Here is a 21,126-nt window from a genome sequence, read left to right as displayed (position 1 = left end):
AATAATCCCGATGTCAGCAGAGATAAAGAGCGAGGGCGTCGTGACGATCAGTCCGTCGCGCTGTCGAACTGGGCGTCCTCGTGGCCGCGCCAGGTCGTGGGATCGTACAGGCGGCTCATCTCGCCACCCTGCTGACGGATCGCGACCGCGGTCGCAAAGAGGAACGCGGCCGCGAGGACCCGGCCAACCAGGACGAAACTGGTCGCGACCACGGCGTCGCCCAGTCCGTAATAGAGGCTCTGTTCGGCGACGACGACCGCCGCGAACGCGACGAGCGCCGGCGTGAACTGTCTGGTGACGGCTGCGATGCTGGTGCCCTCCTGTTCGCGAACGGTCGCGATCGCACACACGAGCGTGTACACGACAGCGATCGCCAATCCGACGGTCTCGACGAGCGCGACTGCCAGCGGCGGGCCGAGTAGATACGCGGCCCACCACGTGAAGACGAACGTGCCGAGCACGGCCGGCAGGACCCAGGTCGGCAGGTCCCGTGACGCCAGCACGCCGTCGTTGCCGGTCGCAGTCCGGTACATGGCCCGGACGCCGACGGCCCCGAACAGGAAGAAAAACAGCGTGGCACCCAGGCGAAACGTCCGCGCGCCGGCGACGAGACCCTCGCTCGTGGCGAGCAGTTCGACGAGTCCCGCGACCGCGTACACGCTGGCAGCACCGATCCCGACCGCGAGATACCGCCAGCGCTCGCGGTACGGCTCGGCCAGCACGTGATTCCGATAGCGCAGCAGATAGAACAGCAATACCCCCGTAGCAACGAGTACTGCAGCGAACCCGAGGACGCTGACCAGCGCCAGCGTCGCCGCCGACTCCGTGGCACCACCAGTCGCCAGTGGTCGTGCCGCTCGGAGCATCCGAGCGGGCGATACGAACTGGGCCAACGCGAGCAGCATCGCTATCATCGTACCTGACGATAACGCACGGGAGTACTTCAGCAGCCAGCGGATTCCCACCCGGTGAGAACCCGGCCCAGCCGAGTAACGAGTACGCGGACAGAATCCACCTGAACGACGGTGAGAATCCAGGGAGGGAACACGACGAACGCGACGCAACCGCACGCACCGTGACAGTGCCTGCTCGTCGTCGATCGGGTACCGGCAACTGATCGAACCCATCTTCCACGAGAAGGTAACGGTGCAATGAACTCGCAGGGAACGAAGCGGCCTGCCGTTTTGCACGCATCCGCCGAGCGGAGCGAGGCGGTTCCCCGAGTCCGAACGCAGTGAGGACTCGGCCTTTTTCGCCCACGTTTTTCGAAGAGTGGTCGCCGAAGGCGACCCGACGATGAAAAAGGTGGAGTGGACTCGCGGGGAACGAATCAGTTGGCTGTAACAGTAGCATCCGCCGAGCGGAGCGAGGCGGTTCACCGAGTGCGAGCGAAGCGAGCACTCGGCTGTTTTTAGTCCAGGTTTTTGCGAGGAGTGGTTCGCGGAGCGAACCCGACGAAGCAAAAAAGTGGAGTGGACTCGCGGGGATTTGAACCCCGGGCCTCTTCCTTGCGAAGGAAGCGATCTACCGCTGATCTACGAGCCCGCACGGCTTAGTATTGGACCGACGCCGTTATACCTTCCGTTTAGTCCTCGAAAGCGCGCGCGTGAAAACCCCGCGCGTGAGACGACGATATCGAACGACGGGGAGTCGTTCGTTCGTCGCGAACACCGTCGTTCGCTCAGTTCCGAAAGACGCCGGCGGCGTCTTTCGACCCTCGCAGACCGAAGGTCTGCTCAGTCCTCGAGGACGATCTCGATGGAGACGTCGTTGGGCACCTGGATGCGCATCAGCTGGCGCAGCGCCCGTTCGTCGGCGTCGATGTCGATCAGCCGCTTGTGAACGCGCATCTCCCAGTGTTCCCACGTGGCGGTCCCCTCACCGTCGGGGGACTTCCGCGAGGGAACTTCGAGCGTCTTCGTCGGGAGCGGCACCGGGCCGCTCAGCTTGACGCCCGTCTTGTCTGCGATCTCACGGACGTCGTCGCAGATGTCGTCCAGGTCCTCGGGACTCGTGCCTGCGAGCCTGACGCGAGCCTGCTGCATGCGTTAGTTAGGCTCCTCGACGTCTAGGACCTTACCGGCCGCGACGGTCTGACCCATGTCGCGGATCGCGAAGGAACCGAGTTCCTCGATCTCCGAGGACGGCTCGATGCTGAGTGGTTTCTGCGGACGAACCGTGACGACCGCAGCGTCACCGGACTGGATGAAGTCCGGGTTCTCCTCGGCGGTCTCGCCGGTGGACGGGTCGATCTTCTTGTCGATGGACTCGACGGTACAGGCGACCTGTGCCGTGTGAGCGTGGAAGACCGGGGTGTAGCCCGCCGTGATCACGGACGGGTGCTGCATGACGACGATCTGTGCCTGGAACGTCTCGGCGACGCTCGGCGGGTCGTCGGCCGGACCACAGACGTCACCGCGGCGGATGTCGTCCTTGCCGATGCCGCGAACGTTGAACCCGACGTTGTCACCGGGACCAGCCTTCGGGACCTCTTCGTGGTGCATCTCGATCGTCTTGACTTCGCCACCCACGTCGGACGGCTGGAACGAGACGTTGTCGCCCGTGTTCAGGGTCCCCGTCTCGACACGTCCGACCGGGACGGTCCCGATACCGGAGATGGTGTAGACGTCCTGAATCGGCAGGCGCAGCGGCGCGTCCGTCGGCGGCTGGGGCTCCGGCAGCTCGTTGAGCGCTTCGAGCAGCGTCGGGCCGTCGTACCAGGACGTGTTGTCCGAGGCCTCGGAGACGTTGTCACCCTCGAACGCGGAGGTCGGGATGAACTTCGCGTTGTCCGAGTCGAAGGCAACCTGCTTGAGCAGCGTCTTGACTTCCTCGACTACCTGGTTGTAGTCCGACTCGCTGTAGTCGACGAGGTCCATCTTGTTGACGGCGACGATGAGCTCGTCGATACCGAGCGTCTTCGAGAGGAAGACGTGCTCTCGGGTCTGCGGCTGGACACCGTCGTCCGCGGCACAGACGAGCACAGCGTTGTCTGCCTGGCTCGCGCCAGTGATCATGTTCTTGACGAAGTCGCGGTGGCCAGGACAGTCGACGATGGTGAAGTAGTACTCGTCGGTGTCGAACTCCTGGTGGGCGATGTCGATGGTGACACCACGCTCTCGCTCCTCGGCGAGGTTGTCCATGACGTAGGCGAACTCGAAGCCACCTTTGCCCTTCTCTTCTGCTTCTTCTTTGTGCTGTTCGATAACGTGCTCGGGTACGCTCCCCGTCTCGTAGAGGAGTCGCCCGACCATTGTACTCTTTCCGTGGTCGACGTGGCCAATGACGGCCAGGTTCTGGTGCGGTTTGTCGCTCATTGGTTTATCTCACGCGCAGAGGCGCTATATCGGAGTCTTTTGGTTGAGGCTGTTAAAACGATTTCGATAGGGAGCGTTCGTCTCCGCCCCGCCGTCTTGCGTTTTGACAGACTGTCACACGACCCCAGAGAGAACAGGGCACGCCCGGGCTTGAACGCAACGGTCACGTACTGCCCAGAGAAGGGGAGAGCTACAGTTCTGGCAGTCGGCCGACGTCCGAGAGGACGGCCGTCGCCGTTTCGGGGCCGCCAGCGCCTCGGCCGCTCAGGTTCAGTCGACCGGCGTTGTCGGTCTCTAACTGCACGATGTTCGTCGTCCCGCTGACCGCCAGGTCACTCTGCTCGGGGACGAGTCGGGGACCGACCCGAACGGTATCACCCGTGATCTCGCCGATGAGTCGCACCGTCCGGCCGTCTTCGTGTGCGAGTTCGAGCGCGCTGCCCGAGACCTCGGTGATTCCCTCGACTTCGGCGTCGTCGAGCCGGTACGTACGCTCACCCTGCGCGAGGACGTTCGCGAGGATGACGCACTTCAGTGCCGCGTCGATCCCCTCGACGTCGAACGTCGGGTCCGCCTCCGCGACGCCCATGTCCTGAGCCTCGGCGAGGACGTGTTCGTAGCCGAGTCCCTCGGCCGCCATCCGCGTGAGGATGAAGTTAGCCGTCCCGTTCATGATGCCGCGCGCCGCGGAGATGTGGCCCGGCCCGTAGTCCTCGACCGTCGAGAGAACGGGGATCGCGCCCGCGACGGTCGCCTCGAACCGGACGCTGCCCTCGCTCGCGACTTCCAGTTCCCGAACCTCGTCGTACCGTTCGGCGACTGGCCCCTTGTTCGCCAGGACGGCGTGGCGGTCCCGTTCGAGCGCCGTGCGGACGTGGTCGAAGCCGGGCTGGGCGTCGTCCAGCGTCGTCGGCGTCGCCTCGACCAGCACGTCGTACTCGCCATCGAGCGCGGCGTCGGGCGACGCGGGCCCGACCTGCCCCTCGTCGCGTTTGCGGTCGAGGGCGGCCGCCACGTCGATCCCGTCCGGATCGGCGACGGCGGTCGACGAATCGGCGAGCGCGGTGACGGTGTGTCCGTACTCGCCAGCGAGTTCCGCGACTGATCGACCCACGTCGCCGGCACCGAGAACGGCGACCTTCATGCGTCACCACCCACCGTGAGCGGTTCGATGACGTGAAGGTCTTTCTCGGTCGCGACCTCGCGGACGGACGCGAGCGCGGGTTCGGCCGCCCCGCTCTGGATCGCCAGGCGGAGGCGGGCGCTCGCCCCGTTCTCGGTTCCTTCGGGCGCAGATAGCGACACGTCGGTCACCGAGGCGTCGGTTCCCTCCTGAATCTGGGAGAGGGTGTCCGAGAGGTCGGTCTGGACGAGGTCGCCGACGAGCAGCAGCGTCACTTCCTCGCTGTAGCGCTCCGCGCCGGCCTGGATGACGTTGACGCCGTTGTCCCGGAGCGCCTCGACGATGGTGTCGAAGCGTTCGGGCGTCGCCTCCAGGTCGACTTCGACGGGGATGTGCCCGCGCGGTGTCAGGTTGCCCCGCTCGTGGAAGATCGAGAGGAGATTGCCTCCGTTGTCAGCGATCGGGTGGAGCGCTCGCAACAGTTCGCCCGGTTCGTCGACAAGTTCCAGCCGAATCGTGTAGGCGTGGACCTCGTCACCGTGTCCGTCACTCATGACAGGCCACCTCCGGTCGGTCGCCGTCAGCACGACGGGCTGACGAGGGGCGCCACGCAGTGGGGAACCCACCACAGACGGCCCGGTCTTCGGTCATGCCTGCATCTCACGCACCGCCCGGTATAACTTTTTACTTCGTTAGGTTTCGCGGGGCGCGGTCGCAACACCGTGTGGCACTCTCAACCAACCCGCCCGCGCCGCGTGCCACCCTCAATCGAAACGACGTGACTCGACACGCCGAGCCTACGGCAGAATCCGCTCGTACAGCGCGTCGATCTGGTCGTTGATCGCCGCTGCCTGCTCCCTGTTGGTGCCCCAGGGGTTCCGCGAGAAGTAGTACATGCTGGCGAGAATGACGCTCACGGTCACCGCGAGCTGTTGGTCCGCGACGACGAACCCGATCACGAACGTGGAAAGGCCCGCGATGAGCCCCCCGATAATCACGTCCAGAAGCTGCGAGAGGAACGACATACCCAGGCTACGGGTCTGTCGTGGGTAAAGCCCCCGACTACTCGTCGTCCCAGTAGTCGACGTCCGCGTCCGTCGGGAAGTACCCCTCGAACGACCGCTCGTCGCGGCCCCCAGGTGGCGAACCGACGTAGACGCCGAACTTCTCCATCTCGGGGTAGATCGTCACGTCCGGCTCGTCCATGGTCGACATCGCGAGGTATCGAAGGGTCTCGTCGCCGTCGTTGACGACCTGATGCGCGCCGGACTCGTCGGCCGGGAACGCGACGTAATCGCCGGCCGTTAGCGAGCGTTCCTCACCGTCGAGCCGAAGCATCCCTGAGCCGGCCAGTACGTACAGTGCTTCCTCGTTGGCGGTGTGGTAGTGATACGGCCACGACCGCTTGCCGGGTTCGAGTTCGTAGAGGCTACAGCCCAACTGGTCGGCGTCGGTTGCGGCCGCGAGTTCCTTCCGGCGGAAGGCGTTCTCCCCTTTGTCGTACGCTTTCCACTCGACATCGTCTTCGTTGATCTTGGACATGGGAACAAGAACGGTTGGCATCCCAATGAAAATTATGTGGCTGGTAGCGGGAGAAATCGGAAGCGGTGCTGGGCGGTAGGCACTCGGATAGCAACTGCTCGCGAGCAAAGCGAGCGAGCAGCAGTTTTTCGCCCACGTTTTTCAAGGAGCGGTTCGCCTTCGGCGAACCCGACGCAAAAAAGGTGGGTGGTCTAGAAGTAGTCGATCGCTTCGGGCAGTTCCGTCTTCATGCCCTTGCGCTCGCGAATCTCCGTGATGGTCTCGGGCTGGAGGTTGTCAGCCATGACCTGGAAGCCTGCGTTCTCGGTGTTCCAGGAGGCACGGCCCTCGGTCGCGGAGCGGATGTCGGAGGAGAACCCGATCATCTCGTCGACAGGTGCGACGCCCTCGACGACCATGAGGTCTCCTTCCTGGTACATGTCGTCGACGCGGCCACGGCGACCCTGGATCTCGCCGGAGGCAGCGCCCATGTGGTCGTTGGGCACGTCGATGCGGACTTCCTGGATCGGCTCCAGGAGCTTGATCTTCGCGTCGACGAGCGCGTTGTGGACGGCCTCCCGGACTGCGGGGATGACCTGTGCCGGACCGCGGTGGATAGCGTCCTCGTGGAGGCGAGCGTCGTGCAGGCGGATGAGTGCGCCTTCGACGGGCTCTGCGGCGAGCGGGCCGTCGTCCAGGGCCTCTTCGAGGCCTTCGACGACGAGTTCCATCGTCTCGTTGAGGTGCTGGATCCCCTTCGTGTCGTCGATGAGGATGTTGGTGCCGTGCATGGTCTCGACTTCCTGGGCGGTGTCCTTGTCGAGGCCAGCCTCCATCAGGGCTTCACGGCGTTCGAGTTCCGGCATGTCCATGGACGCGTCGCCCATCTTGATGGTCTCGATGACTTCCTGGTCGAGCGGCTCGATGGAGATGTAGAACCGGTTGTGGCGGTTCGGCGAGATGCCCTCGACTTCGCGGGACTGCTGCTGGGGCGCCTCGCGGAAGACGACGATCGGCTCACCGGTGTTGACCGGGATGCCCTGGTTGCGCTCGATACGCTGGGTGATGACTTCGAGGTGGAGCTCACCCTGGCCGGAGATCAGGTGCTCGCCGGTGTCCTCGTTGATCTCGATCTGGATCGTCGGGTCCTCTTTGGAGACCTGCTGGAGCGTCTCGATGAGCTTGGGCAGGTCGTCCATGCGCTGTGCCTCGACGGATTTCGTGATGACCGGCTCGGAGATGTGTTCGATGGACTCGAACGGCGTCATCTCCGTGCTGGAGACGGTGGAGCCTGCGATGGCGTCCTTGAGACCGGTGACGGCGGCGATGTTCCCGGCGGGAACGCGGTCGACTTCCTCGCGCTCGCCACCCATGTAGATCCCGACGCTCTGGATGCGGTTCTTGCCCGCGGTCCCGGAGACGTAGAGCTCCTGTCCTTTCTCCAGGGTCCCGGAGAAGACACGACCGGCGGCGATCTCGCCGGCGTGGGGGTCGACGCCGATGTCGGTGACCATCAGGACGACGTCGCCGTCCTCGTCGACGAGGCGCATCTGCTCTGCGAGTTCGGACTCGTCGTCACCACGCCAGACGCGCGGAATACGCATCGGCTGCGCGTCGATGGGGTTCGGGAAGTGCTCACAGACCATGTCCAGCACGACGTCGGCCAGGGGCGTCCGGTTGTGGAGTTCCTGGCGCTTGTCGGCCTGTTCGAGGTCGATGATGTCGCCGAAGTCCATCCCGGTGCGCTGCATCGACGGCATGGAGACACCCCACTTGTACAGGGCGGACCCGAAGCCGACGGTGCCGTCTTCGACGGAGACGGTCCAGTCGTCGATGTCGTCCATCTCCTCGGTCATGCCCCGGATCAGGTCGTTGACGTCGCGGATGACCGCGGTCAGACGCTCCTGCATCTCCTGGGGCCCTTCCTGGAGCTCCGAGATGAGGCGGTCCACTTTGTTGATGAACAGTGCCGGCTTGACACCCTCGCGGAGTGCCTGGCGCAGCACGGTCTCCGTCTGCGGCATCGCGCCCTCGACGGCGTCGACGACCACGAGCGCACCGTCGACGGCGCGCATCGCACGCGTCACGTCGCCCCCGAAGTCGACGTGGCCAGGCGTGTCGATCAGGTTGATGAGGTGGTTCGTGTCCTCGTACTCGTGGGTCATCGACACGTTCGCCGCGTCGATGGTGATCCCACGTTCCTGCTCGTCCTCTTCGGTGTCCATCGCGAGCTGCTCACCGGCAGTCTCGTCGGAGATCATCCCCGCCCCTGCGAGCAGGTTGTCCGTCAGCGTCGTTTTCCCGTGGTCGACGTGGGCGGCGATGGCGATGTTCCGGATGTTCTCCGGTTCGTCCATCAGCCGCTCACACTCCTGTACAATCTTCTTACGTCGGCCCATTATACTCCCTCTTATCGGAAGGAGGGTCAAAAGTGAAGTGGTTTGGCTTGCACCTTTTTTCCGCTCGGGTGCGCTCCGCGAACCACTCTCCACTCACGGGCACGTAGTGCCCGTTCGTACGGCCCGAGGGACCTTCGGTCCCTCGCGGCGCAAAAAATCTGCGCTAAAAAAGCCGCCTTCGCGGGGCAAAGCCCCGCTCCAGCGGTGTCTGCGTGAGTGCGCCGCACGAACGAAGGCGTGGAAGACACAGGGTGTCTTCCAGTGAACCGCCTCCCTTCGTCGCCGGCCTACGGCCGGCTGCCAGCGAGACCGAAGGTCTCGCCCCGGTCGGCGGATGCTTGTGATTTGCGTCTCGCCGGTATTGAGTGCTGAACACATACTTTCTGTTAGTACCAAGTGATTTTCAGAGTGGCGTGCTGAATAGAGGGCGCGTATCTCGCAGATCGAATCGCTCAGATGTAGTGCAATCGGGTTAGTCAGTACAGGGAATGAATTACCCGTGCGGGTATCGTATCGATTCTGTATGCCTGAAGAAGTACTGTTCAAATCAGAGAGCGACCAGAGTCGAGAAGAGATTGCATCGTACCTCCGGAACGTCGCGGACAATCTCGACAGCGGAACCGCTATCACCCTGAAAGCAGGCTCCGAATCTGTCACACTGGACCCCCCAGCACGACCGACCTTCGAGGTCAAAGCCGAACGCGAAGGCCCGGCTGGCAACATGACTGAACGAAGTGTCGAGTTCGAACTCGAATGGGACGAGAACGACGGTGAGGAGGGCGGTGGAAGTGGCGACTTAACAATCGAGTAGTTACCTTTGCACGGACATTGAGTGCTTGATTCAACAGGGGATTTCTGTGCTGACTACAACCTCTGTAGTCAGCGTGCAGTTTTTGATGGCTACTCGATGAGTCCTTGTTCGAGATGAGAGAGCCGTTGTCTGTACTGCTACACCAGCATCCGCGCGAGCGAAGCGAGCGCGGTTCACTGAATCGAGGCCGGAGGCCCAGATTCAGCCTTTTTTCGCCCACGTTTTTCGAGGAGAGGTTCGAGCGCGGCGAAGCCGCGACTCGAACCCGACGAAGAAAAAGGTGGTGCGTCAGAGTAATTTTGCTTGGGTCCCTGTTATCGGTAGACATGGACGTACGCGTGCAGACAGTCGGTCCCACGGAGCCATTTCTCAGTGCGCGTGACCTGTTCCAGACCGAATACGACCTCGACCGGCCCGTCGAGGTCCACGTCCGCGAGGACCCGGACGAACGAACCTGGACCAGCCACGACGACGACCACCACATCCTCAACATCTCGCGACAGGCCGCCACGAGCGCGATGGCTCGCGAACTCGCCCTCCACGAGTACGCCCACATGCACCGCAACGAGCAGGGCCACCCATCGCACACCCAGTCAACCGAGGAAGTCCTCTACCTCGCACTCTCCGGGCGGAGCGTCGAGCGCCGGAAGCTCACTCACTGCTATCAGATCGCCAACCACATGAAGGACATCTACGCCGACGACATCACGCTCTCGGTCGCGCCCGCAGACAAGCTCGTCGCCTTTCTCGAGTCGGGACTGGCGATCGCGCTGGCAGACCGGCCCGTCGATCCCGCCACCTGGACGCGGCGAACGCCCGCGTCTGACCCCGAGATCACCGCGGTCAACGCTGCCTTCGCCCTGGCGCTCGTCGAGCGCCACGACCTCGTCGGCCGCGACCACCGGCTGTACGACCTGGCGCACGCGGCCGCACAGGACGCGCCGAGCATCCGGTTCGAGACGTTCAAACGTCATTTCCGCACGCTCGCGCGCGACCCCGGCGAGAGTGAGTACCGCAAAACGCTCGTGGACGTCACCCGCGAGTACGCGATCGACTCCGGCCAGGCCGCAGACTGAACGCGACCGGTGTTACTCCGACTCCTCGTCCTCCCAACTGAACCGTCGTGATTCGTCGGGCGGTTTCCACGCGAAACTGAGCACGCTCCCGACCCCACCGAGAACCGTGCCCGCGAGGAACCCGCCGAGCGCACCGAGCAACGCCAGCGTCGAAATCAGCATTCCGAGAAACCCGAACAGACCGGAGACCGACGGGAACGTAAGCACCGTCACGCCACAGAGCAGGAGAAGGACTGCGAACAGGACCGCAGTCGTCGAGAACCGACCGGTCGGGAAGAGGAAGAACTGGTCGTAAGCCGCCGGAAAATAGCCCGTCACGAGCGCCGAGAGGACGAGCAGGGTTCCGCCCCAGAAGGGACGACGGCGTCGCCACCGACCGAACCCCTGCCACCAGCGCCGAACCGCTTGCACGCGGCGAGAACCGTCGGTCATGTCGACGTATCACATCTTGTTGACTGATAAATAACGGTTGTGACGAGCGGACTCACAGTTTGTACCGGTCGTCGAGTTCGAGGTCGGCGTCCGAGTCGCTCACCGAGTCGGCGTCGCCGTCGCCCGACTTCGAGTCCGTGCCGTTCGCGCCGTCTGTTTGCCAGATGAATCCCGAGGACCCCTGCCAGATGAAACCGCCCGTTTCCTGCCAGATGAACTCGGATGCTTCGGCCAGTGTCGTCTCGTCGTACCCGCACTCCGCCGGCGGTTCCCAGGCGTAACAGAGGATTCCACCAATCGTCCCGACGATCATGCCGACGAACAGGCCACCGAGTGCACCGAACAGGGACAGCGTCGAGAGCGCGATGCCGAGGACGCCGAAGATCGACGACAGTTCCGGTCGCACGAGCGACGCGATGCCACAGAACACGACCAACACGGCGAACATCATGCCGATGATCGTGAACGCCCCGCCGATGAACATCAGTTCGGACGTGAACTGCACCGGGACGTACCCGATCATCAGGCCGCCGAGAGCCAACACTGAACTCCCGAGCAGCGGTCGTGGCTGTCGCCATCGGTGGAACTCCCCCCGCGGATCGCTCACCCAGTCACCGAGCGCCGAACGTCCCCCAGACAACGGTCCCATTCCAGCGTTAGTCGCATCTCAATCTGCTTTTGTCTTTCGGCAGACCAATCGAGCGTAAAATTTGCGGCGAACCTGTCGTCAGGTAATACTGATCTCGATGGTGGCAGTCGCCGTCGCGCCGTCGTCGTCGGTCACCGTCAGCGCCACCGTGTAGTTGCCCGTCGAACTGTACGCGTGGGTGGGCGTCGCGCCGGTCGTCGTCGTCCCGTCACCGAAGTCCCACTCGTACGTGCTGATCGACCCGTCCGAGTCCGACGACCCCGTGCCGTCGAAGGCGATGGTCTCGTTGACCGTCGCCGTCGTCTGGTTCGCGGTCGCGTTCGCCGTCGGGGCCGCGTTCGACTCGACGGTGATACCGAGCGTGTCCGTCGCGGTCGCCCCGTCGTCGTCGGTCACCGTCAGCGTCGCCGTGTAGTTGCCCGTGGCGTCGTACGAGTAGGTTGGCGTCGCCCCCGTCGTCGTGGTGTTGTCGCCGAAGTCCCACTCGTAGGTGCTGATCGACCCGTCCGAGTCCGACGACCCCGTGCCGTCGAACGAGATCGTATCGCTCGTCGTCACCGTCGTCTGGTTCGCAGTTGCGCTCGCGGTCGGTGCCGAGTTCGCGCCGACGGTGATCTCCACCGTATCGGAGTCCGTCGCCCCTTTGTCGTCGGTCACCGTCAGCGTCGCCGTGTAGTTGCCCGACGAACTGTACGCGTGTGTGACGTTCGCTCCGGTTGCCGTCGAGTTGTCTCCGAACGCCCACTCATAGGAACTGATCGACCCGTCCGAGTCCGACGAGCCGCTTCCGTCGAAGGAAATGGTATCGCCAGTGTCCACCGACGTCCGGTTCGCGGTGGCGCTCGCAGTCGGTGACGAGTTCGCCCCAACCGTGATCTCGACTGTATCCGTCGCTGTCGCTCCTTTGTCGTCGGTCACCGTCAGCGTCGCCGTGTAGTTGCCCGACGAACTGTACGCGTGCGTGACGTTCGGCCCGGTCGCCGTCGAATTGTCTCCGAACGCCCACTCATAGGAACTGATCGACCCGTCCGAGTCCGACGAGTTCGTTCCGTCGAACGCGATGGCGTCACCGGCGATCACCGACGTCCGGTTCGCGGTCGCGTTCGCCGTCGGCGCCGTGTTCTCGTCGACGGTGATGAAGACTTCCTCCCGGTCCGTGATGTTGTCGTCGTCAGTCACCGTCAGGTTCACCTCGTAGGTACCGGCGGCATCGAACGAGTGCGTGACCGTCGGACCGGTCAGGTTCTTCCCCCCGTCGCTGAAGTTCCACTCGTAGGAGACGATCGAGCCGTCCGGGTCCGAGGAGTTGGTCCCGTCGAACGCGATCGCGTCGCCGACGAGCGCCGACGTCCGGTTCGCCGTCGGTCTGGCTTCGGGGTCCTTGCTCTCGACGGTCACGGTGACGGTTTCCGTCGCGGTCGCGCCGTCGTCGTCGGTCACCGTCAGGTCCACCGTGTAGTTCGCGGGCGTACTGTACGTCTGCGACGTGGTCACGTTCGTCGAGGTCGTCCCGTCGTCGAACGTCCACTCGTAGGAACTGATCGAGCCATCGGCGTCGTAGGACGCTGACGCATCGAAGGTGACGGTTTCGTTGACCACGATCGGGTTCGGGGACGCCTCCGGGGCCGGCGTCGGCGCTTGATTCCCACCGATGTCCTCGTCCATTCCCCAGTCCGGCTGCGTGGTCGCGCACGACCCGTACTCGAAGTCGCCGTCGCTGTCCGGATCGTAGCACGCCACGAGTTTACTCCCGGGGACCGAGATGGAGTTCGTCGCCAGGTAGTGCGCCCGAATCTGGACCGGCTGGCTCCCGACCCCCTCGAGTGTGACCGAACCGTTGGACGCGATCTCGAACTGGCCGAACGCGTCCGGAGACTCCATTTCCTTTATCGAGAAGTCGTTGAACGTCGCCTCTTCGGAGCGAAGCACACTCGATTTCAGGACGACGGACGATCCCGACGTGTTCCCCGTCGAGACGAAGCTTATCTGCATCTTCCCGGATAATCCCGGTGTCGAGCCGAGATCGATCGTCTTCGTGAGCGTCAGATCCTCGAGTGTGGTTTCCTGGAGCTCCGTGATCGTCTGAGGATAGGAGTCCAGTTCGCTGGTGTCACCATTGCCGGGATACAGGAGCAGGTTATCCGCCGTGACCTGCTCTGCCGTGATGGTGAACCCACCGATGCCAGCCAGCGGGAGCGCGTAAGCCACGCCAGTCGAGAGCACTATCCACCCCACGAGCGCCCAGACTGCAATTGTAGACCCTGCTCCCCTCGCAATTCGTGTCCTGTTGTACATAATTTCCCACTCCCCTGTGCGGACCACCCACGCCCGCGTACCGGTTACTGAAAGACAACACCAGACATATCCATGTTAAAATACCCCCGGCCATTGACGGCCCACTATATCAATATGCCCGTGCAAACGAGGACGTTAATGACCGGGGGCGTATCGATGGGGAATCAGTGGCGGCACCGCCGTCAATAGCCAGCCGGTACAAGGCGAGCCGCGCTGTAGAAAGCCGAGGAAGCAGAGTACTCACCACGGGCGGCGGCCGGGAGGAAGTCGATCGTCGACAGACAGTCCCTGTAGTCCCGAAACGGGAGTTCGCGACGGCAGGTATCCCCGGCGCAGTCAGCTGTCAGTCACCGGCATCTGGTGATCATCGCTGTCGTTCGACAGTCGAAAAAGCGACGCGGGGACGGTCAACAGAACGTGTCGAAGTAACAGTTCGCGACCTCGACCTGGACGGTGTCCGTCGCAGTCACGCCGTCGTCGTCAGTCACCGTCAGCGTCGCGGTGAACGTTTCTTTCTTGTCCGGATCGATGTCGACGACGTTGTATCCGCCGTACGTGGTGATTTCACCGCTGCCGGTCGAGTCGTCACCGAAGTCCCACGCGTAGGAGGTGATCGAGCCGTCGGGATCGGACGACGCCGACGCGTTGAACGTGAACGTCGTCTCTTCGGTTCCGGAAGTCGGCTCGACGGCCGCACTCGCAGTCGGTGCGTCGTTGACGTCGATCGTCACGGTGTCCGTGTCAGTCGCACCCTTCACGTCGGTCACCGTCACCGTGGCCTGATAGGTGCCGCCGGAACTGTACGAGTGCGTCGGCGTCGCACCGGTCGCGGTCGTGCCGTCGCCGAAGTCCCACTCGTAGGAGACGATTCGGCCGGTCGAATCCGTCGAGTCGGACGCATCGAAGGTGATCGACTCACCGGGGTTCGGTGCCGTGTCGTCCGCGGACGCACTCGCTGTCGGCGGTTCGTTCGGCACGATCGAGACGTCGACCGTGTCCGTGCTCAGGAGCCCCCAGTTGTCGGTCACGTTCAGGCGCACCGTGTACGTCCCCGTGGAACTGTACGAGTGAGTCCGAGAGACGCCGATCGCAGTCGTGCCGTCGCCGAAGTCCCACGCGTAAGAGGCGATCGAGCCGTCCGGGTCCGACGAGTTGGAACCGTCGAATCGGATCGTCTCGCCGGTGATCGCCGTCGTCTTCTCCGTCGAGATCCGCGCTTCCGGCGCCTTGGTCCCGACGCCGACGGTGAGCGTGTCCGTCGCCGACTTCCCTTCCTCGTCGGTCACCGTCAGCGTCACCTCGTAGGTGCCAGTGGCGCTGTAGGTCCGCGTCGCGGTCGTGCCCGTCGCAGTCGAGCCGTCCGAGAACTCCCACTGGTGGGACGTGACCGACCCGTCGGGATCGAACGACGACGACGCGTCGAAGGTGACCGTCTGGTTGGTGTCCACCGGGTTCGGGTCCGCAATCGCGACGGGATTCGGCGCTTCGTTGCCGCCCATGGCGGGGTTGGTCCCCCAGTCCGGCAGTGATCCGTCACACGAACCCCACTCGTAGGCGTCGTCGTCGTCAGGGTCGTAACAGACCGAGAGCCTGAGGTTCGGCGTCGAGATAGTGTTGATCGCCAGGTAGTGAGCGCGGATACGAACGGGATACTGACCAGACCCGTTCAGCGTGATCGGACCCTTCGATTCGATTCCGAACTGGCCGAACGTGTCCGACGACTCCATCTCTTTGATCGCAAAATCGTTGAACTGGGCACTGCTCGACTGCAATGCGGTCGATTTCAACAAGACAGCGCCCCCTTCGCTCCGCCCCTCCGTGACCAAACTGACTCGGAACTTCCCGGTCAAAGCCGGCGTCGAGTCCAGATCGATCGTTTTCGACGCCGTCAGATCTTTCAGCGTCGTTCCCTGGAGTTCCGCGATCGTCTGCGGGAACGCCTCCCGCTCACTGGTATCACCGACGTTGGGATACAGGACCAGGTTGTCCGCCGACACGGAATCCGCTGTGATCGTGAACCCGCCGACGCCAGCGAGTGGTAATGCGTACGCGACCCCAGTCGACATGATAAACACACCGAGGAGCGCCCAAACCGCGATAGCCGTACCTGCCCCCCGGGCAACTCGTTTGCGATTGTACATAGGTAGTACCTGAACACACCCCGCTACGGGCACTTCCCCACTGCCCGATCGACGGGTTAGCTGCGGTAGTTCGTTGTAACAATCCTAACGCCCCTTAGTCTTAAGCACCTTATACGAGGGATTTTATATATGCCGGCGCCACATCGCGTCGTTCAGTCGTCGTGCACCAGAAAACCGTCATCTGCGCCTGTTGGCACGACACCGAACCGACAGGCAAGAGAAGTCAGGAACGGGTGCGATGCCGGCCGTGTGAACGCTGGCTGAAATCGACGGCACAGTCCGACCCCGACGGAACAAGAACCGCCACTGTCGGTGATCGGGATGCCGAGTGTCGCCGAAAATCAGCACGTGGCGGCGACAGTCGCGGACGTGAACAGCCCACTGCCGTTCGGCCCGGTCGTCGTCGGGTCGGCCTACTGGTCGCCCTGCCAGCTGAACTGCACGTCTTCGTTCGCACTCGGAGTGCTACTACTGGTGGTCGTCGTCGCCTCGGGATTGGGGTTCTGCCAGGCGATACAGAGGTTCCCGCCCGCGATCCCGATGAGCATCCCAACGAACAGCCCACCGAGTGCGCCCACGAGCGACAGGATCGACAGCGCGATCCCGAGGACGCCGAAGATGGTCGACATCCCCGGCCGGGCGAGGACGAACGCACCGGTCAGGAACACCATCACGGCGAATACGAGGCCGATGACGGTGAACGCACCGCCGATGACTGCGAGTTCAGTCGCGAACTGAATCGGTACCCAACCGATGATCAAACCCGCGAGCATGAGCAACACCCCTCCCCAGAAGGGGCGCGGCTCTTTCCAGTCGTTGAACTTGGCGAGGCGGTCATCGAGTCGTCGCTGGATCGGTGTCGGAAGCGCGTGCCACAGTGCTGATTTTACGGACATGGTATTTGGTATCGTGTGTTTCTGTATGGTTCTGTTGTACTAAAAAAATTCGCGGTCAGTTAGTTGACGGCGACGTTACGTGTAGTCCTGCGGATCGGTGTAGTTGCCGTTGTTGTTGGTGTCGAGCTGCACCTCGAGTCCGAGGTCGGGCAGCGTGATCGTGTTGGTCGCGAGGTAGGTCGCGCGGATCTGCGCGCCCTCGAGCAGCAGAGCAGGGTTGGAACCGCCAGTCAGGTTGACCTGGCGCGTGACCGAGGCTTCAGTCGCGTTTGCCGGCGCGCGCAGCGTCAGGACGTTGTGAAGACCCGCCTGGGAGTCGTTCGCGTTCTCCTCGTCGATCTCGAGGCCGCTGAACTGGGCCTTGTCAGCCGACAGTTCGGGCGTCTTGAGGAGGAGCTGTCCGGACGTCACGTTCGAGGATCCGCCACCGGCGGTAATGACGAGCCGCGCGTTGGCGTCCGCGACGTTGTACTGATTGAGGTTGAAGCGCTTGATGAGCTTCAGGTTGTCAATCGTGACAGCGTTCAGTTCGACGATACCCTGCGGGTACTGGGAGGTGTTCTCCGCGTCACCCGCTCCGGGGTACAGGATGAAGTCGTCGCCCGTGATCGTGTCTGCTTCGATCACGAAACCGCCGATACCTGAAATGGGTGCTGCGAACGCCGTACCGGTGCTCAGGAAGAGCATCCCGACGACGGCGACAACCCCCAGCGATGCGCCAGTACTCTTGGCGAGGATGGATTTATCGTACATGTGTTCTCTCACTCTCGTAGGTTACTGCGTATCTGCACGCGTGGTGCACAACGAATCGTCACAGTTTGCCCCCCGAAACAGTCGGCACGCGTGCGAGTGCCGACCCCCAACACCACGGGACGCACGCTGGCGGTAGCCTCTCCCCACGAGGCCCCACCCAGCGTGGCTGTGGTCGAACCACAGCGGGAGGTTTCCCCTCATATCGTCTGTCGTCACCACGACATCGTATGCAAACACTCTGTCTACCCTGATTGTTTTCCCGGATATGGACGGGCATTTATTACAGTACGACGTGGTAAGGTAAAAACGCCATCTCGCAACTATCCGAAACCACGAGACGGCAGCCGACACGGACGCCTGGCGACGTCACTCGGCGGTGGCAGTGATCGAAACGAGACTGCAGAAAGGTGGCGACCGGTTAGCGTGCGGCAGCCGCGACGCGCTCGTTCTCTTCTTTCTGATTGACTGCGTAGGTCTGGACGTCGTTGTTCGCCGCGCCGATGAGCTGGTCTGCCAGCGCCTCCTCGGCGGAGGTCGGCGTTTTGAACGAATCCTTGTGCACACCCTCGGCGAGGAACTTCAGGGCCTGGTCGACCCGTCGCTGCGGGGCGACGTCGACGGCCTTCGGGACGGAGATACCACCGTATTTCAGGCGAACCGTCTCCTCACGCGGTGCGCTGTTCTCGACTGCGCGCACGAGGATCTGGACCGGGTTCTCCTCGGTCCGGTTGTGGATGAGGTCGAACGCCTCGCGGACGATGCGCGTGGCCTGCTGTTTCTTTCCGGTGTTCTCCTCGGTCTGCATCAGGCGGTTGATCAGCCGCTCGACGATGGAGATCTCGCTTTTCTTGAACTGCTTCGAGGCGTGGCGACCCATCGTGTGGGCGATGGGCGTGACCGTGATGTACCGTTCGGTACTCGGGTCGTTGTACTCGATCTCGGTGATGTCCCACTCCTCGAACAGCTGTGCGACTGCGCTGTCGTCGTCGGTGCCGGCAGGTGCGTCCGGCTCGGGTGCGTCGCTCGACATTGTTAGCGCACCGGTTTCTCCGCGTTCCCGCGAACGAGTTCGATCAGCGAGACGCCGTTGACCTTCTCGACCTTGTAGTTCACGCCCGAGAGGTCACCCATCGCACGACCCTTCGCCCCACCGATACCGGCGATGGTCACTTCGTCGTGTTCGTCGATAAAGGAGATCGCGCCGTCACCAGGACAGAACGCAGTCACCTGCTTCCCGTTCTTGATGAGCTGGACGCGGACGCATTTCCGAACTGCGGAGTTCGGCTGCTTCGCTTCGACAGCTGTCTTTTCGAGCACGATACCGCGACCCTGAGGTGCACCCTCGAGGGGGTCGGACTTCTCGCGAAGTCCCCGCTCTCGGCGCGCGTACTTCGAGTCGGACCAGCGGTGCTGCTGCCGGTCCTTCTTGAGCTTCCGCGCGGCGTATTTGCCGTTCGCCATAGTACCGTCGAATATCCAACGGAGCTACTTAAGCACAGTCTTTCGGAGCCACCTTTTTTAACGGGAGAATCGCGCTCGCCTGTGGCGAGCGCTCAACCCCCGTCAAAAATCTGGACCAAAAAAGGCTGCCGGTTCGTCGCTGCTCACGGGCTTCGCCCGTTCGCTCCGAGACGCTCGCTGCGCTCGCGCCTCGCCCGCCTCACCGGCAGTGAACCGCGCGCCACTGGCGCGCGGATGCTTATGTCCAGTCCAATCCGTTGGAACTGTTTCAGATTCGAGGTTTCAACAAATCTTTTGACTGTGGAGTGGCCACTTACAGATGGCTTGAGGGTCATTCCGGGATTCATCCCCTCGGATGATTTTTCCGGACGATTACTGCGATACCACCAGGTCAGCGACCGAACTTTGCCGGTTATCCAGTGAGCACGAGTGACCACGGGGGAGCCCCCAAGACAAGCATCTGCGAGCGAAGCGAGCGGTTCACGGAACTCGCGCTCTGCGCGAGTTCCGCTTTTTTAGCGTGGATTTTTTGCGCGAGCGGTGCCCGCAGCGGGTCGAAGACCCGCGAGGACACCCGAGCGGAAAAAGGTACGCTCAGGTTAGCTGAATGTCGTCCACGTCGAAGTGGCGTTCGGCCATCAGCCGGGCGGCTTCGATGTTGCGCCCGCCCTTGCCGATGGCGACGCCGGTGTCGTCGTGGTCGACCTCTGCGTAGGCGACGGTGTCTTCGTTCTCGCTGATCGTGACGTTGTACACGGCGGCCGGCGCGAGCGCGTTCGCGACGAAGTCCGCGGCCGCGTCGGCGTCTTCGATGAGTTCGACCGGACGATCCAGTTTGTCTTCGATCCGCTCGACGTTGCGTCCCCCCGGCCCGATGGCATCACCCATGTCGCCGGCCTTCACGACGAAGATGATCCGGTCGTGATCCTCGTCGACCACGCAGTCGCGAATCGTCACGCCGACCTCGTCCTCGAAGAGGGCGATGTACCGGCGCTCGCGGTCCGAGAGGGTGACAGTCATCGGCGCTTAGTCGGCCCCTTCACCGTCGCCGCGGGCAGGCGAGGAACCCATCCGGAGGTTCACGTCGCCGGTACCGAGCTTGATGGGCTTGCCGACGATGACGTTCTCCGTGACGCCGTTGAGGTCGTCGACTTCGCCGTGGATGGCGGCGTCGAGCAGGTGGTTGACCGTCACCTCGAACGCTGCCCGGGCCAGCACGGACTCCTTGTTCCCGGAGATGCCGTGGCGACCGATGGACTCGATTGTCCCACGATTTGTCATGATGTCCGAGACCAGCATCAGGTGACGGATGTTCACGTCGTCGAGTCCCTGCTCTTCGAGCGTGTTCATCGTCTCCTCGATGATCGACTCGCGGGCCGCCTCGACGCCGAGGTTCCGGTAGATCTCGTGGATGTTGTTACAGGTCGAACGGCTGGCGTCGACGCCCTCGATCCCGAGGACGTCGCCCAGTTCGGACCCTTCGGTGTAGAGGACGAACTCGCCGTCCGGTGCCTGGTCGGTCTCCTCGCGGCGGATGACGACGCGATCGATCTCCTCGATCCCTTTGAAGACGATTTCGCGCAGGTCCTCGACGAGCTGGAGGAGTTCGCGGTAACTCGGCTGGTCCGGGCCGAACTCGATGACAGTCTCGTCGAGCTGGACGACCTCGACGCCGAGTTTGGACTCGATGGTCTCGGAGATCTCGGCGACGATGTCCGAGAGGCGGTCGACGGTCGGCCAGCGTTCCTGGAGTGTGTCCGGGTTGAGGTTCACGCGAACGAGCATGTCGGCGACGTCCGTCGAGATGTCACCGAGCGCGAGGATGCGCGTCGCCTCGATTTTCCAGACGACTTCGTGGGCGCGCTCGCGGTTCTCGGCGAACTCGTCCTCGAGGTGGACCGTCATCATCGGCGTGTCCGGCGTCTTCCGGGCGTCCACCAGCTCGATGAGCCGGGGCAGACCCTGGGTGACGTCGATCTCCGCGACGCCCGCGTAGTGGAACGTGTTCATCGTCATCTGCGTCCCCGGTTCCCCGATGGACTGGGCACTGACGGTGCCCACGGGGTCGAGCGGGTCGACGCGCGTGTCGAGATAGCGGGTCTCGACTGCTTTGGCGATGTCGTCGGCCTGTTCGACGCTGACGCCGTCGCGCTGTTCGATGGTGCTGTACACCTCGTCTTTCAGCCGTCGCGGGAGGTTGGTGTCCTCGACGACGGCCTCGATGTCTGCGGATACGTCGTACTCTGTCATTG

At 63.2% G+C, this 21,126-nt stretch carries 20 protein-coding genes and 1 tRNA gene; 2 read left to right on the top strand and 19 right to left on the bottom strand.

Going from position 1 to position 21,126, the window contains the following annotated elements; genetic code table 11:
- Positions 1-47: 47 nt before the first annotated feature.
- The 9 genes from MU553_RS19185 to MU553_RS19145 form a co-directional block, all read right to left on the bottom strand.
- Complete coding sequence (locus MU553_RS19185; RefSeq protein WP_247380665.1) at positions 48-905, bottom strand: hypothetical protein; 858 nt, start codon at positions 903-905, stop codon at positions 48-50.
- Between the two features lie 568 nt (positions 906-1,473).
- Positions 1,474-1,545, bottom strand: a tRNA-Ala gene (locus tag MU553_RS19180).
- Between the two features lie 191 nt (positions 1,546-1,736).
- A complete protein-coding gene (gene rpsJ / locus MU553_RS19175; RefSeq protein WP_077205861.1) occupies positions 1,737-2,045 on the bottom strand; it encodes a 30S ribosomal protein S10 in 309 nt (102 codons plus the stop codon).
- Between the two features lie 3 nt (positions 2,046-2,048).
- Entirely contained in the window at positions 2,049-3,317 is a 1,269-nt protein-coding gene (tuf, locus tag MU553_RS19170) for a translation elongation factor EF-1 subunit alpha (protein WP_247380663.1), read from the bottom strand.
- Positions 3,318-3,507: 190 nt separating this feature from the next.
- On the bottom strand, positions 3,508-4,461 hold the full coding sequence (locus MU553_RS19165) for a homoserine dehydrogenase (protein WP_247380661.1): 954 nt from the start codon (positions 4,459-4,461) through the stop codon (positions 3,508-3,510).
- Positions 4,458-4,994: an amino acid-binding protein gene (locus tag MU553_RS19160; protein WP_247380659.1), complete on the bottom strand. Its 537-nt coding sequence runs from the start codon at positions 4,992-4,994 to the stop codon at positions 4,458-4,460. Before MU553_RS19160 ends, MU553_RS19165 begins: the two co-directional genes overlap by 4 nt.
- A gap of 243 nt (positions 4,995-5,237) precedes the next feature.
- Complete coding sequence (locus tag MU553_RS19155) at positions 5,238-5,465, bottom strand: hypothetical protein (RefSeq protein ID WP_247380657.1); 228 nt, start codon at positions 5,463-5,465, stop codon at positions 5,238-5,240.
- A 37-nt stretch (positions 5,466-5,502) separates the two neighbouring features.
- On the bottom strand, positions 5,503-5,982 hold the full coding sequence (locus MU553_RS19150; RefSeq protein WP_247380656.1) for a cupin domain-containing protein: 480 nt from the start codon (positions 5,980-5,982) through the stop codon (positions 5,503-5,505).
- A gap of 191 nt (positions 5,983-6,173) precedes the next feature.
- Positions 6,174-8,360 carry an elongation factor EF-2 gene (locus MU553_RS19145; protein ID WP_247380655.1) on the bottom strand — a complete coding sequence of 729 codons (2,187 nt, stop codon included), beginning with the start codon at positions 8,358-8,360 and terminating at the stop codon, positions 6,174-6,176.
- A gap of 523 nt (positions 8,361-8,883) precedes the next feature.
- Here MU553_RS19145 and MU553_RS19140 point away from each other — a divergent pair.
- Entirely contained in the window at positions 8,884-9,171 is a 288-nt protein-coding gene (locus MU553_RS19140; protein ID WP_247380654.1) for an amphi-Trp domain-containing protein, read from the top strand.
- 326 nt (positions 9,172-9,497) lie between these two features.
- Positions 9,498-10,247, top strand: a complete 750-nt coding sequence (locus tag MU553_RS19135; protein ID WP_247380653.1) for a DUF5781 family protein — start codon at positions 9,498-9,500, stop codon at positions 10,245-10,247.
- Positions 10,248-10,259: 12 nt separating this feature from the next.
- On the opposite strand, the gene MU553_RS19130 is transcribed toward MU553_RS19135, so the two are convergent.
- The 10 genes from MU553_RS19130 to rpoA2 all read right to left on the bottom strand — a co-directional run bounded on the left by MU553_RS19130 (position 10,260) and on the right by rpoA2 (position 21,124).
- On the bottom strand, positions 10,260-10,679 hold the full coding sequence (locus tag MU553_RS19130) for a DUF6114 domain-containing protein (RefSeq protein ID WP_247380652.1): 420 nt from the start codon (positions 10,677-10,679) through the stop codon (positions 10,260-10,262).
- 52 nt (positions 10,680-10,731) lie between these two features.
- Positions 10,732-11,286: a DUF6114 domain-containing protein gene (locus tag MU553_RS19125; protein WP_247380651.1), complete on the bottom strand. Its 555-nt coding sequence runs from the start codon at positions 11,284-11,286 to the stop codon at positions 10,732-10,734.
- A gap of 120 nt (positions 11,287-11,406) precedes the next feature.
- Complete coding sequence (locus MU553_RS19120; protein ID WP_247380650.1) at positions 11,407-13,551, bottom strand: PKD domain-containing protein; 2,145 nt, start codon at positions 13,549-13,551, stop codon at positions 11,407-11,409.
- Between the two features lie 479 nt (positions 13,552-14,030).
- A complete protein-coding gene (locus tag MU553_RS19115; RefSeq protein ID WP_247380648.1) occupies positions 14,031-15,689 on the bottom strand; it encodes a PKD domain-containing protein in 1,659 nt (552 codons plus the stop codon).
- Between the two features lie 488 nt (positions 15,690-16,177).
- A complete protein-coding gene (locus MU553_RS19110) occupies positions 16,178-16,660 on the bottom strand; it encodes a DUF6114 domain-containing protein (protein ID WP_247380646.1) in 483 nt (160 codons plus the stop codon).
- A gap of 75 nt (positions 16,661-16,735) precedes the next feature.
- Positions 16,736-17,413, bottom strand: a complete 678-nt coding sequence (locus MU553_RS19105) for a DUF6230 family protein (RefSeq protein ID WP_247380644.1) — start codon at positions 17,411-17,413, stop codon at positions 16,736-16,738.
- A gap of 418 nt (positions 17,414-17,831) precedes the next feature.
- The gene (locus MU553_RS19100) at positions 17,832-18,443 is read right to left on the bottom strand and encodes a 30S ribosomal protein S7 (protein ID WP_247380642.1); all 612 of its coding nucleotides are present in this window, start codon (positions 18,441-18,443) and stop codon (positions 17,832-17,834) included.
- A gap of 2 nt (positions 18,444-18,445) precedes the next feature.
- A complete protein-coding gene (locus MU553_RS19095) occupies positions 18,446-18,874 on the bottom strand; it encodes a 30S ribosomal protein S12 (protein ID WP_247380640.1) in 429 nt (142 codons plus the stop codon).
- 594 nt (positions 18,875-19,468) lie between these two features.
- Positions 19,469-19,894: a NusA-like transcription termination signal-binding factor gene (locus MU553_RS19090; RefSeq protein WP_247380638.1), complete on the bottom strand. Its 426-nt coding sequence runs from the start codon at positions 19,892-19,894 to the stop codon at positions 19,469-19,471.
- A gap of 6 nt (positions 19,895-19,900) precedes the next feature.
- Positions 19,901-21,124 (bottom strand): DNA-directed RNA polymerase subunit A'', encoded by a 1,224-nt coding sequence (gene rpoA2 / locus MU553_RS19085; protein ID WP_247380636.1) that lies wholly within the window; start codon positions 21,122-21,124, stop codon positions 19,901-19,903.
- Positions 21,125-21,126 lie beyond the last annotated feature (2 nt).

Source organism: Halorientalis brevis (genome assembly GCF_023077655.1).
Note: the sequence above shows the minus strand (reverse complement) of the source record. Positions and strands in the feature narration are given on the sequence as shown.